This is a genomic window from Okeania sp. KiyG1 (genome assembly GCF_014132355.1).
In the GTDB taxonomy this organism is placed as follows: Bacteria; Cyanobacteriota; Cyanobacteriia; order Cyanobacteriales; family Microcoleaceae; genus Okeania.
The window spans coordinates 40,552-55,646 of the sequence record NZ_BLZO01000062.1 but is presented as its reverse complement, the minus strand read 5'-3'; the positions used below and the strand labels follow the sequence as shown (position 1 = coordinate 55,646).

Below are 15,095 nucleotides of genomic sequence, written 5' to 3'. Positions count from 1 at the left end.
GTGCTGGTGGTGCTACTTTATTTCAGATAGGTTTGAGTGAAAATATATTATGGGAAATTGACTGCCCTGCTAAGTGTGGTGCGATTAATTCTCGTCATAACTTGCTAGCTGTAGGAGCAGATCCAAATATATATTTATGGAATTTACGCACAGGTCAATTATTAGCAGAATTAAAAGGACATATTTCTCCAATTAACAATGTTGCTTTCTCACCAGATGGCAAAATATTAGCATCCGGTAGTTGGGATGAAACTATACGCTTATGGGATGTTGCCACTGGCAAACAAATACAAGTTCTCCAAGAAAATATTAAGCGAGTCGAAACAGTTGCTTTCTCACCAGATGGCAAAATATTAGCATCGGGTAGTTGGGATGAAACTATACGTTTGTGGGATGTTGCCACTGGCAAACAAATACGACTATTGTCAGGGCATGAAGGTCGGGTGACAATGGTTGCCTTTTCTCCAGATGGCAAAATATTAGCATCAGGCAGTTGGGATGAAACTATACGCTTATGGGATGTTGCTTCTGGTAAACAAATACAAGTTTTACAGGGTCATAGTTGTAAAATATATGATGCAGCTTTTTCTCCAGATAGCAAATTATTAGTATCCGCAGGAGATGAAAACAATTTGCGCTTGTGGGATGTGACTACAGGAAAACAGTTACAACTAATTACTGGCCATACAAGTTTTGTTAACAGTGTCGCTTTCTCCCCCGATGGCAGTTTATTAATATCAGGCAGTGGAGATGAAACTGTGCGTTTGTGGAATGTTAACACTGGGGAATTAGAACACTTAATTCAAGGGTTTATGAATAGAGTAGAAAGTATTGCTTTCTCTCCCGACGGCAAAACCTTAGCATCCGGAAGTTGGGATAAAAATATCCGCTTATGGAATACTAATTCTGGGGAACAACTACGCATTCTCAAAGGACATGAAAGTTTAATCGGTAGTTTGGCTTTTTCCCCAGATGGTAAGTTATTAGCATCTGCTAGTGATGATACTAACGTGCGTTTATGGAATGCTATTACTGGCAAGCAAACGCGAGTTTTGACAGGACATACAGATGTAGTTAAAAGTGTAGCTTTTTCTGCCAGTGGCAAGTTATTAGCATCTGGTAGTCGGGAAGAAACATTAATATTATGGGATGTACTTACTGGTAGGAAGTTAGCACTGCTCGCAGGCCATGATGATTTAGTCTGGAGTATTGCTTTTTCCAAAGATGGTAAAATGTTGGCATCTGGAAGTGCTGATAAAACAGTCCGGTTATGGAATACTAGCAACGGTAAACCCCTGAAAATTTTCTCAGGACATACAATGTATGTTAAAACAGTTGCCTTTTCCCCAGATAGCAAATTATTAGCATCTGCGGGTGGAGAGAAAACTATACGGTTGTGGAATATTGCCACTGGAAAAATGAGCAAACTTTTAATAGGTCATCAGAGTATAATTAATCGAGTTACTTTTTCTGCTGATGGTAAAATATTGGCATCTGGAAGTGATGACCAAACTGTTCGTTTATGGGATGTTAGTACTGGTAAGTCCTTAAAAACTTTATTTGGACATACGAATATTGTTAACAGTATTGCGTTTTCTCCAAATGGCAACTTTTTGGCATCTAGTGGTCGCTACGGTGTTGTTCGTTTGTGGCAAGTTAATCAATACTATAGCAGGGAATAGAAAACAGGGAACAGGGAATAGTGGGAAAAGTATTGATTCGAGCGATAAAAAATGTTACAAATAGTTTCAAACTTTAGATGTCGAATAATTTGCTGAAATTACTGAAGCATCAAAGTTTTGAGCTATAAAATCATAATGCATGACTTTTGACTTTTGAATTCCGTGAAACGGTATTATATCAAATCCAGTTAAACAGTTATAGATTAGTAGTTTTTAGGAGTCATAACTCAGTAGGAAAGATATTCATGTTGGATGAGCGTAGTTATAATGATTGGATATTTTTTTATGTCCAATTCCACCAGAATTGATATTACCACTGCCACTGGGGATTTGTCTTCAGTAATTGAGTAATTTTTTCTGCTTCTAGAGGTTGAGAAAATAAAAATCCTTGACCAAAGTCACATTTTAATTTTTTAATTGTTTGAATTGTATAGGTGTTTCTATACCTTCAGCAATTACATTCATTCTCATAGTTTTAGCAATACTAATAATTGCTGGAACAAGTCCTAAATCAGTCGATTTATCATCAATTGACCAGATAAAAGAGCGGTCTATTTTGAGAGTATCTACAGGAAATAAATGTAAGTAACTCAGTGAAGAATAACCAGTACCAAAATCATCTATACACAGTTTTATATATCTTTCTCTAAGTTTTTAAGTAAAATATCAGCAGTTTTTGTATTTTCCATTATAGCACTTTCTGTAATTTCTAATTTAATATTTTGAGGATTTACTTGTGTTTCTGCCAGAATTTTATCGACTTGTTCAATCAAATTTGGTTGGGCAAACTGTCTTACTGATAAATTAATACTCATTGTTAGAGGATAATCGGTAATTTTTTGCTGTTGCCATTTGTAGAGTTGATGACACGCCTCCCGCATTACTAAATTGCCAAGGGGGTTAATTAAACCTGTTTCTTCTGCTATCGGAATAAATAATCCTGGTGAAACTATACCACGTTGAGGATGATACCAACGTACCAGTGCTTCAAAACCTGTTATTTTACCTGTATTAAATTCAATAATTGGTTGATAATAAACGATAAATTCTTGTTGATTAATTGCTCGGCGTAGGTCTGTTTCTAACTGCAAAAGTTGGAGAGCAGAATTATGCATTTCTGGACTGAAGGTATGATACCTTGCTTTCCCTGATGCTTTAGCTTGATACATTGCTGTATCTGCATCTCTTAATAAATACTCTGGTTTTTCATAGTTACTATTGCCTACAGTAATGCCAATACTAGCATTAATAAAAACCTCATGTCTGAGCAGCTTAAATGGATAAGATAGAAGTTCAAATATTTGATTTGCTAAGTTGATAGCAGCATCTATATTTTGAATATTGATTTGCAGAATACCAAATTCATCTCCTCCTAGTCTAGCTAGGGTATCTTCTGGTTTAAGTACCTTTTGTAAGCGATCAGAAATTGCTATGAGTAATTCATCTCCTACTAGATGGCCAAGAGAATCATTAACTACTTTGAAGCGATCGCAATCTAGAAACATCACGGCAAACTTATATTCTGAATTTACTTTAGTATAATCAAGAGCTTGTTTGAGACGGTCCATGAATAAAACCCGATTTGCTAATCCTGTCAAACTATCGTGAAGCGCCATTTCAAGTAATTTAGCATTAGCTTCCTCTAGCTGCTTTGTACGCTCTTGCACTCTTATTTCTAGTTGAGTATTAAGTAAGTGAATTTCTTTTTCTGCAGCTTGTAGTGATAATTGATTTTGAATTCGGATTAAAACTTCTTCTAGGTGAAATGGTTTAGTAATATAATCTACCCCTCCTACTTTAAATGCTTTAACTTTATCAATTACATCATCAAGCGCGCTGAGAAAAATGATCGGAATTTCAGAGGTCTGAGGATTATTTTTTAACTGTTCACAAACTTCATACCCATCTACCAGTGGCATCATAATATCTAGCAAAATGAGATTGGGGGGTGCAGTGTTTACTGCCCTCAGTGCCATTTGTCCACTAATTGCCTTACGAACATTATACCCTTGCTTTGTTAGCATTCGAGATAAAAGGCGTAAATTTTCTGGTGTATCATCAACAATTAGGATATCTGCTGGAGTTTTGTCCATATTTAGTATTTTATCTTGTTGTTTGGAATTTTCCATTGTTAACTACCTATTAGCTTTTAGCATTAAGCTAGCTTCTTGCAGAGGAACTTCGTTAACAGCTTTTAGCAGCTCTGGTAAAACATCCCCGGTTTCTATAAACTGGAAGGTGCGCGGAGGGGTTGCTCATCCCCTTCTAAAAGTTTACTGCTGACTGCTGACTGCTGACCGCTGACCGCTTTTTTAATTATTTTGAGCTTTCTATATGCTTGGTTAAATCTATAATTATATCAAATCTAAAGTTCTCAACTAAGTCAGTTAAGGCTGTAATTAAGGCTGTATTTTCTTGAGGAACTTGTTTGAGTAGTTGGAAAATTTCATCATCAGAACCCATAGATGCAAAATGGTTTAATTTTTCAGTCCACTCTAAAGGCATCTTGGCAATCTTGACAGTTATTTCAGAATAATTTATTGTTTTTTCTGAGGAATTTTGATTGATATTTTGATTAATATTTTCGTTGTTAATTTTTTTGTTGCATATATATATTTTGCTTCTAAATGTTTGCCAATTTTTCTTAATAATTCTGATTCTTGAAATGGCTTTCTGACAAAATCATCACATCCTACTGATAAAATTGAACGTTTGTCTTCTTCAAATGCACTAGCAGTAAGAGCAATAATTTTAGTTGATTGACCTTTTAATTGACTTCTAATATTCGTAGTTGCTTCATAGCCATTCATTACTGGCATTCGCATATCCATTAAGATTAAGTGAGGTTGCCAACTCTGCCAAATTTCTATGGCTTGTTTACCATTCTCAGCTTCTTGAACATTAAAGCCTATAGATGTAAGTAATTTAACTAATAACAAACGGTTAGTATTTCTATCCTCCGCAATTAAAATACGATATTGAAGTTGGTCAAAGTCTAAACCAATAATTATTTCTTCTGAATATTGATTTTCTTTTGCTACAGATGCTTCTACTATTTCTGCTTGAATATCAAAAGCAAATGTACTTCCTTTACCCACCATACTATCTACAGTTATTTCTCCCTTCATTAATTGTACAAATTTTTGACTAATTGCTAAACCCAAACCTGTCCCTTCTTTAGATTCATAACCACTTAAGGTTTGACTAAAAGGTTTAAATAATTTATTTAGTTCATTGGAGGCAATACCCTTTCCAGTATCTGTGATGTAAAAAATAATCTGAGCTACAGAGGAGTTTGTTTCTAGCTTTTCATTTTTCACTTGAGTGACTAGGGAAATATTAACTGTAATGCCTCCTTTTTTTGTGAATTTAATGGCATTACCAATTAGATTAATTAATACTTGACGTAATTTATTTTCATCAGTTTTAATCCATTCAGGAATTGTTGGAGAACGCTCAAATTTTAACTTTAAACCTTTTAATTGAGCTTTTAACTGTAACATTTTTTCTAGGCCATCTAATAGACAGTGAAGATTAAAATTATTTACATTGAGTTCTATTCGTCCCGACTCTATTTTTGACATTTCAAGAATATCATTAATTAATGCTAGTAAATGTTCCCCACTCTGACTAATAATTTCTAAATATTTTTGACGCTCGAAAGATAAATCTTCATCCCGACTCATTAGTTGAGTAAAACCAAGAATAGCATTTAGAGGTGTGCGTAATTCATGGCTCATATTAGCCAGAAATTCACTTTTCGCTTGGTTTGCTGCATCAGCAATTTCTTTTGCCTGTTTCAATTCTGCTGCTTGTCTTTGAGTATAGGTAAGTAGTTCTGCTTGCTGGACAGCTACTCCTAACTGAGTGCCTATTTGAACTACTAGACTAATTTCTGATTCCTGCCATGAGCGCGGACCTGTATTTTGGTAAATTGCTAATAGTCCCCATAACTGAGTGCCACAAAATATGGGAACAGTAATATAAGCTCTTACTTGAAATTGCTCTAAAAATTCTAGGTAACATGAATCAAATCCAGATTTGTAAATATCTGCTACAGATGTATATTTTACTCCTTGGCTATAAACACCACCTTGAGTATCTTGTAGATAAGTATCGGCATATTGTATTGTCTGATTAACACTAGCAAAAGTTTTAACTACACATTCATTTTTATCCACTGCTACTTCAGATACTAAGGAGCATTTTTGTGAGGCTAATACAGAAGTCCATTTCTGGTCTACCGACTCAGCCACAAATTCCCCACTCCAGTCAGGGTAGAATTGATAGACAACACAGCGATCGCCTTTAACTACCTGTCGTAGTGCTTCAGTTGTAGCGCTGAAGATTGTTTCTAAATCTATAGACTGGTGCATTTTCTGAATTACTGTAGCTAGAGCAGACTCTCGCTCTGCTGTTTTTCGGAGGGTTAACTCAATTTGTTTTTGTTCTGTGATATCTCGAATTACACCAACCAATACTTGATTACCAAAAACATCAGTAGTGGCAACTTTTTTTGTTGATAGATAATGAACTTTACCAGCAATATTTGTTAATTTTGTTTCACTTTCCTGTTCTATTCCATTCTCAAAGACAAGGTTGTCATTTCTCCAAAAAACATCTGCTTCAGATTTTTGGAAAAATTCGTACTCAGATTTGCCAAGCAACTCTTTTTGCGAAGCTCCAACCATCTGACAAAAAGCATTGTTAACAATTTGCCAACGGTGCTGGCGGTCTTTAACAAATATAGGGTCAGCTACTGAGTTAATAACTCGCTCCAAAAACTTTTGACTAGCTTGTAGTTTAGCTTCTGCTAGTTTATTTCCTGTAATATCGGTAGCTGCACCAATAATTTGTCTTACTGCTCCTGAATCTGTTCTGCTAAAAATGGTCTCTCTACTAAATAGCCATATCCATTTCCCATTGTGGCATCTCATTCGATATTCAAATTCAAAGATATCGCCATCCGCTCCCATCATAATTTCTTGAAAGTGTTGAGGCAGTCTCGCAAAATCATCGGGGTGCATCAGATTTTTTAAGAAAATTTCCCCCATTTCTTCAACTTCTGATTCTGTATAACCAAGCATATCTTGAATTGAACGATTAACATAGGCATTTTTCTGTTCAAATAGGTCGTATATATACAAAAGACTTGGACAGGTATGGGTAATTTTTTGTACTAAACGTTGACTTGAGCTTAATGCTGCTTCTGCTTGTTTACGGTCGTGTGATTCTATTGCTAGAGCTGTCATATATGCTATATAACTAGCAAAATTTTGTTCTTCTATCGTCCAATATCTTTTAGTTTGAGTTTGCTCTAAACATATAACTCCGACAATTTTCCCCTGTAGATGAATAGGAGAATCTAACGTTGAATAAATTGAAAGTGGAGTCAGATAGGAATCACTAAATTCTTTAGTTCTACAGTCTTGATGGGCATCTGAGGCAGCGATTAATTTTTCTATTTCTATAGCTTCAAAGTATTGAGGATAGTTATCTTTAGAAATAATTATTCCTTGACTATGTTTATTGAGACTCTTTTCATATAAATCAGCACATTTAATTTCTGATTTATCGTCATTATAAAACCACACACTCGCTCTTTCTACATTCAGGGTATGGCTGCCTAATTTAGTTATTTCGGCTAGAGCTGCACTAAGATTTCCTTTGTATAAATTTTGGTTTTTTGCTAATCTTAATAAACCTGATTGTGTTTGTTTTAAAAAATTTTCACTATTTTTTAAAGCTAATTCTGCCGTTCTTCTTTCACTTATTTCTGTTGCCAGAGCAGCGTTTATTTTAACTAATTCTGAAGTACGTTGTTGCAGGTCTTGAGTTGCAGATTCAACTCTTTTTTCTAACTTATCATAAGCTTGATGGAGCTTAAATTCAGCTTTTTTACGTTGTAATTCTGCTGTTGCTCTAGCAGCAAATACTTGCATAATGGCTATAGCATTTTCCGGGTTATCTAAAGTTTGATTACTATTAATACATAATGCTCCTATTACTTGTTCTTGTTCATTGATTAATGGTACTCCTAAATAACAAACTGCTTCCATTGCAGCTAACCCAGATGCTGTCGGAAAAATTTTCTGCACCTTCTCAGGATAATACTTGAGTTGTGCCTCTCTAATGACAGGTTCACAAGGAGTTCCTTCGATTTTATACTTAATATTTTCTGCTAAGTTTTCTTGAGCAAAAAATGCTACTGTTTGGAGTTCTTCTAAACTATCTTCTGAAAGTTGTGATACAAATGCGTGTCTAACATTCAAAGCTTTTGCTAAATGTTGGACTAGAGCAGAAAAGAATTTTTCTCCTGTAAGTGAAGCTGTACCAACAATCAAGTTTTTGAGAATATTTTCCGCTTTTACTCTTTGACTTACTTCTGTTTTTAGTTGTTTATTAATGGCTTCTAGTTCACCGGGACTTGGTAAGGCCAATGCTACAGGAATAATTTGTACTAGAACAATTGCAGTATATACTGATATTAAACCAGTAAAGGCTTTGATTAGCCCAGATATCCAGTATGCTGGATGCCAAATAGTCCAAGTTTCTATCAGGTGACCTGTGCCACAGGAAATAATAAAAGCTCCAAACAGGAAAAATATATGTTTAAATGGGACATCTGTTCGCTGGCGGAGAAAGTATATTAGTGTAATAGGTATGGAGTAGTAAGCCACACCAATCAAAAGATCGCTGAGAAAATGTAACCAGATAAGCTGAGACTGCCACAGGTAACACTGACCATGAGGCATATATTGCTTCGATGAAAATAGAGTTATTAATACTTCCCACATAATACAATACCGATTAAGTATCAACACAAGAATATCTACATTTTAATATAATTATTAATATTGACTATTTAAATTATATCTAAATCAACTCAATTAAATAAATCACACAATGGAGATATTGCCATAAACTTATCTATAAGACATGATAATTATTCATCAAAAATATGAGAGATATGATAAATTATTTTTAAGATCAAATTCCTGAGCATCTGTATAATTCATTAATAGTCAGAATTAACGGGGAAGAGAATTAAAAATATTTGGTAATTAATTATGTGGATATATTACTATTTTTTTAATATAAGTTAATTTTAGACCACAGAAAATTATGGCTTCAGGACCTACGCAAATTGACTATTAAACCACCATATGTAGGGGCAAATGGTATTCGCCCTCCCTATATATAGATTCTATGCGTAAGTCCCGAGCTTCTTTAAACAGATGGGATTATATTGTTAAAATTGAAGGTCGAATTTTAAATAAATAGACATCTCCAAAAATCATCCAAGTCCTTCGATTGCTTAACTTTAGCTTCTTGATAATTGTTAAGTAATTTTGTTTGTGATACTGTCCGATGGATATTTGAGATATTTCTTATTAAGAAATCAAGATTTTATTACTCTTTTTTTACTTTTTTGTTCAATTAGTGGTATTTTATTCTAATATTATACTTCCTATGATAGAGCTGAAAAAAATCACATATTGCCAGAATAAATTTTTCATAATTACCGAAATATTGTGGTTTAAAGCCTCCCCTTTTAAGGGGATAATAAATAAAAATTTTCCTGTTCGTCAATCCTCTTCTTTTCAAGTAGAAGTAATTCTAAATTCGCGCATTCTAAATTCTAAATTCTTGAATATCTTTGTTATATGAATCTTTATTCCCAAATTTAACGAAATCAGTAGAAATAGCTTATAGAACCCATTTGGAATCTTTTATATAGAATCCGGTTATACAGTATATGTTTATAATTCTATCGACACTTTCTCGCCTTCAATATCCCGAAACTCTCCACCCTCCCCACACTCCCCAGATTCCCCTCTCAGGAGGGAGGGGCGAGGGTGGGGACCCACCCTTCCCACACCCAAATATATGATAAGTATTCAACCGGATTTGATATTAGGCATCTTCTCCATGCATAGGGAGTAGGAACGTTGTATGCAACGTCCTTACAGAGTAGAGAGTAGAGGGAAAGAATTGATGAATCATATCATGTCCGGTAGCATCGTTTGTGTATAAAATTAAGGTGACACTCTTGAGAAAACCTTCTGACTCCAGCTCCCGCTGCCTTCTGCCTTCCTTCCACCAAAGTCTAATTATTCAACCGGACATGATATGACTATTAAACCACCATCTGTAGGGGCGAATGGTATTCGCCCTACCTATGTATAGAGTCTCTGCGTAGGGGCGAATGGTATTCGCCCTACCTATGTATAGAATCTCTGCGTAGGGGCGAATGGTATTCGCCCTACCTATGTATAGAGTCTCTGCGTAGGGGCGAATGGTATTCGCCCTACCTATGTATAGAGTCTCTGCGTAACTCCTGTAGATACCAAATGGGTTCTATATATCATTTAGTTTGGGTAAAAATTAGCGATCGCTCTACCAGTTACCTATTGTTTATCAACTGCATCTCAGATATCCAACTAGCGTGAAAACCATAAGGAACTCTTTGAGGTAAAATCACCCGCGCTACAGTTTCCCCACTAATATCCTGAGCATTAACTACCACCAACTCAGAAGTCTGAGTATTTTCATCATAAACAAAAGTCACTAACCAACCATCATCCTCACTACTAGCATTAAGTCGAGGTGCAAATACTGCCTCGCCACCATAACGCCCTTTACCAAACTCATAAGTATCCGACTTTCCTGTATCCAAGTCATATTTAATCAACCCATCAAACAGTGGCAAATCTCCCGATACCACCCTTGCTGAATAACCATACCGAGTTTTTCGCCCTACTAACTCATCATTTACACGGGGAAACTCTGAAGGTACTTCATCCAGCTTTTCTTCCTTAACTTCTCCAGTTTTTAGGTTAAACCGCCAATGATATAGATACGGAATATCGCCATTAGGGTCGCCATCGCCTTCATTTGTCACAAACACATTAGTTGCACTCATCCGACAAGCAACCAATACAACCTCATCTCCCTCTTCATAAGCATTAAGAGTATGGTAGATATAGCAAGCTGGAGTTTCAAACCAACGGACCTCAGAATTATCTCCATGGCGTGGAATAATACCAAAACGACTGGGTGTCTCTGACTCAAAGGCGATGGGAAATTGACCTTTTTCAACTCTTTCTGGGCGAAAGTTCATCGGTAAGTCGAAAAATATAGTATAGTTTTCCGTAATCGCAAAGTCGTGCATCATTACTCCCACTGGCAGATCGATAGGTATTGTTCGCAACAACTCCCCACTTGCAGAAATAATGCCATATTGTAAATATGGAGGTTGAGGCATTGAGTAGCTAATAAACATCATTTCCCCTGTTACTGCATCAACTTTTGGGTGAGCAGTAAAAGAAGATTGAAGTTTTTTGTTAAAAGTATGTTTGCCAATAGTAGTCAGATCGGGTAATTTAAGATCGTAGGGCGCACCACCTTCCCACAGAGCTAAGAAATGACCAGCATGATATACCAGAGCTGTGTTAGCTCTATTTGTATCTGTACCATGGGGATTATCCTGTTGGGGTGGCTCCAATAATCCCGCCCAGACGGCCTTGCCTTCTTGATTTTCTATCTGGAATTTGTGTGTTCTTACATAGCGGTTGCGATAAGATGCTTTACCATTATTTATTCTCAGTCCATGTAACATTCCATCACCGTCAAACCAATGATATTGACCAATAGAAGAAAATTGGGGATTAGGGCCATTACGAACAAACATTCCTGAAAGATCGGCGGGTAGTTCCCCAATAACTTTGAGGTTGTCAGCAGTTATTTCTTCTTTGACAGGGGCAAAATTATTGGTTAAGAAAGGACTAAGGGTAGGAGTTGTGCTAGTCATAAATTTTTGATAATGTCTAAGTATCTGTGTTTTAATTTAACATTTGTAAGTAGGGAGTAGGGGAGTAGGGTAGTAGGGGAGTAGGGGAGTAGGGAGCAAGTTTTAACTTTTAACTTTTGACTTCCGTGAAACTGTAGAGTCAAAGTTTTGAGTCCTAAAAATATTACTTTTAACTTTTCAGGACTTATATCATGTCCGTTAGTATCGTTTGTGTAAAAGTTGGAGAAATATCTACTGGTACTTAAACATTTTATGGTCGAAAAAATGCGTCAAAGCCACTCTAGACAAGGGAATTACGTCAATGCTCTAAAAATAGCTAGAACCCTTGGTAATTCAGGATTTATACCTTTTTGACGTAAAAGCCTTTACCAGTCTATATTTGAGCCTATTTTCTGGCTATATTTTGTTTAAGTCCCACTACCTAACATATTTAAGGTTTTTCCTTCTTTTGTAGGGGCAAACGGCCGTTCGCCCCTACTTCTTGCTTCTTCCTTACCTTCACTATACAATACCGATGCTACCGGACATGATATTACGCACGGAAACTAAATCTAGTGAGGGCGAATGCCATCTCCATCTAGTGAGGGCGAATGCCATTCTCCATCTAGTGAGGGCGAATGCCATCTCCATCTAGTGAGGACGAATGCCATCTCCATCTAGTGAGGGCGAATGCCATCTCCATCTAGTGAGGGCGAATGCCATCTCCATCTAGTGAGGGCGAATGCCATCTCCATCTAGTGAGGGCGAATGCCATTCGCCCCTACGAATTCTGTGAAACTGTATTATTCCTCCCTACTCCCTACTCCCTACTTCCTGTTCCCTACTCCCTACTCCCTATCTACTAATAATCATAATATTCACTGGATTGAGTGGAGTAAAGCGAGTTAAATTAGCTATAGGTATAGAACGAGATAACTGTACCTGCAAAAGACGATAATTCCAACTTCGATCGCTCTTTTTTCTTTCCTTTACCCAGCTTAAAGCAGTATGTAAATTTTCTAAACTGGTAAACGCTAATACTATAATTCCTCCAGGTAGCATCCTCATCCCACAAACTCCCAGAATATTCCTGAGTTTACCACTACTACCCCCAATAAAAATTCTATGGGGAGGGCGCAGGTGATGTAAAATATCTGGAGCATTACCGTGAATAGAAACTACATTGTTAACCTGAAAGCGACGGCAGTTTTCTTCAATTAAACTTGTTCCAGCAGCAGTTTTTTCAATTGCATATACTGTAGAATTACTAAAAAGGCGGGCAATTTCAACTGAAACAGAGCCACTACCAGCACCAATATCCCAAATAATTTGCCCTGGTTGCAAACCCAGCTCGGCCAAAATTAACACTCGTACTTCCCGTTTAGTCATTAACCCTGGGCGGTCATCGTAAGTAAGAAAATAACTATCCGGTATTCCCAACCAAGGCAAATTAGCTAAATCTACAGGTTGATTAGCTGCTTTAGATTGACGTAATAATACTACTACATTTAAAGGAGCAAATATTTCTTGTTTTGCTTCATCTATAGACCATTGTTGAACTCGTTCATCCTCACTACCTATATTTTCACAGACCCAAAAATGATAGTCAATTGGTAAATCTAAACTCAATAACAAACTAGCGATCGCCTTTGGTGTATGAGTATGGTCTGTTAACACTGCTATTTTCTCAACTCCCTGCTGCAGTGCTTGAATCAACTCATCCATTGAGCGACCATGAACGCTAATTATTTTAGCATCTTGCCAAGGAATTTTGAGGCTACTAAAAGCTAATTGTACAGAACTCAGATGCGGATAAAACCTTAATTTTTCTGGTGGAAAATGAGTTGCTAATAACCTCCCTAAACCAAAAAACAAAGGGTCTCCTGAAGTTAAAACTACGATACAACTATTGGGGATATCTAAATACTGTCGTATTTCTACAATTGTCTCAAGTATATCTTCCAGTACAATAATTTCGGCAGAATGATTAGGGAAATAACGAAGATGGCGATCGCTTCCTACTAATACAGTCGCCCTTTCAACAATTTTCTGCACTGACTCATTTAGTCCAATAACTCCATCTAAACCTATCCCAATAACATTTATAGTCACGATAATTTATACTAAATCAGTAGTCAGTAGTCCGTAGGAATTATTTGACATCCTCCCGACGCTGCTATACGCGAGACAGCGCGGGATTCCCTAGCATCACTGTTAGGGACTTTCTGCTTCAATGCACCCGCCTTCCGAGATTTACTCCCTTCGGGTCTAAAAGCGCGCTCCACAGACTGACACTGCGAGTCCCGCAGCCAAAATGTTTACCGAAGCGTTTATGTCCCTGTCATGGTGAGCTGCACACTCTGGACAATCCCACTCTCTAATGTTTAATGGTAATTTTTCTACTGTGTGCCCACAACTAGAGCAACGCGCGCGAACTAGGGAAATATCTATCAATTTTGATTAACTCTCGGCCATACCATTCAGCTTTGTACTGCTAATTGCCTAACTAACTCTCCCCAATTGGCATCACTACCGACCCCTCTTGCTCCTCTCCGGGAGGAGGGAGTGGGTTGTGATTCTTGACCATATGTTCTTACCGCTAAATCTTCAACTACAATAATAGTTTGATTTTCTCTAATCAGTTGAGTAGGCGCGCTTATGGGTATAGTCAAGCCTTGAATCTTTGATTTTTGCGTGTATCCTCGCTACTTTTATCCTGGCTTTGTGATAGTTATGAGAGCCTTTGGTTTTACGAGAAAGTGATTTTTGGGCTAACCTCAGTTTTTTGTGTAACTTGTTGAGGTTTTTAGGGTTAGGAACTTTTTCTCCATCACTGGTAGTCACTAAACTGGTAATTCCTAAGTCAATACCTATTTGTTTGGTGACTGACTTGAGACTCAAATTTCTGGTATCTTTGAGAGTCAATGATACAGACCACCTACCACTGGGGTTCAGCTTGACTGTAATTGTGCTAGGTACACAACCTGGTGGTAGTTGCCTACTCCATCTAATCGCTAACGGTTCAGAACATTTAGCGATCTGAGACTTGACCATCTTTCCACTTAAATGCAGACTTTGTAAATTCAGCACTACCGCCCCATACGCTTTTTCTTAAAGTTAGGATACTTCGTACGTCCACTAAAAAAGTTAGTGTTTGCGCAGCATTCCGCAGGAAAAGCTATTTGTAGATGTCTCAAGCCTTGCTGTAATGGTACACTGCTTACTTCTTTTAGGAAATCTAAATCTTCCTGTTTTTTCCAGTTGGTAAGCATAGCTGAGGTTTTGACATATCCTACCCGTTCCTGTCTTTCATTCCAAGCTTGAGTTCTGGCAGCTAAAGCTTTGTTGTAGATCAGTCGAACACAACCTAAAGTCCTCCTTAACAGATTTTCCTGTTCTGGAGTAGGATATAACCTAAATTTGTAAGCCTTTTCAACCATTTACTGCTTGCTAATTCTACGTTTACATTTGGCATTGGTGAATCAACATAAAAATTAAGATATTTGGACTAACCGTAATCAACATCAGAATTATGAATACCCCTTTCATTACTTGCTCCTGAACAACCAGTAAACGAAATAATCTTTAGGGACTTTGAATACAAAGTCCCTACCTATTCC

At 36.9% G+C, this 15,095-nt stretch carries 5 protein-coding genes and 2 pseudogenes; 1 reads left to right on the top strand and 6 read right to left on the bottom strand.

The annotated features are described in order from the left end of the window. The first annotated feature begins 32 nt into the window (after nucleotides 1-32). Nucleotides 33-1,682: a WD40 repeat domain-containing protein gene (locus tag SAGCYANO_RS12960; protein WP_202220462.1), complete on the top strand. Its 1,650-nt coding sequence runs from the start codon at nucleotides 33-35 to the stop codon at nucleotides 1,680-1,682. A gap of 310 nt (nucleotides 1,683-1,992) precedes the next feature. On the opposite strand, the pseudogene SAGCYANO_RS12955 reads toward SAGCYANO_RS12960, so the two are convergent. The 6 genes and pseudogenes from SAGCYANO_RS12955 to SAGCYANO_RS12930 form a co-directional block, all read right to left on the bottom strand. Then, nucleotides 1,993-3,775, bottom strand: a pseudogene (locus tag SAGCYANO_RS12955) (EAL domain-containing protein). Nucleotides 3,776-3,998: 223 nt separating this feature from the next. After that, nucleotides 3,999-4,187: a hypothetical protein gene (locus tag SAGCYANO_RS12950; RefSeq protein ID WP_202220461.1), complete on the bottom strand. Its 189-nt coding sequence runs from the start codon at nucleotides 4,185-4,187 to the stop codon at nucleotides 3,999-4,001. Nucleotides 4,188-4,219: 32 nt separating this feature from the next. Further along, entirely contained in the window at nucleotides 4,220-8,479 is a 4,260-nt protein-coding gene (locus tag SAGCYANO_RS12945) for a GAF domain-containing protein (RefSeq protein ID WP_202220460.1), read from the bottom strand. A 1,610-nt stretch (nucleotides 8,480-10,089) separates the two neighbouring features. Then, nucleotides 10,090-11,496, bottom strand: coding sequence for a carotenoid oxygenase family protein (locus tag SAGCYANO_RS12940; RefSeq protein ID WP_202220459.1), 1,407 nt, complete (start codon nucleotides 11,494-11,496; stop codon nucleotides 10,090-10,092). 834 nt (nucleotides 11,497-12,330) lie between these two features. Continuing rightward, a complete protein-coding gene (gene cbiE / locus SAGCYANO_RS12935; protein WP_202220458.1) occupies nucleotides 12,331-13,587 on the bottom strand; it encodes a precorrin-6y C5,15-methyltransferase (decarboxylating) subunit CbiE in 1,257 nt (418 codons plus the stop codon). Between the two features lie 23 nt (nucleotides 13,588-13,610). After that, nucleotides 13,611-14,915: pseudogene (locus tag SAGCYANO_RS12930) on the bottom strand (RNA-guided endonuclease InsQ/TnpB family protein). Between the last annotated feature and the right edge of the window lie 180 nt (nucleotides 14,916-15,095).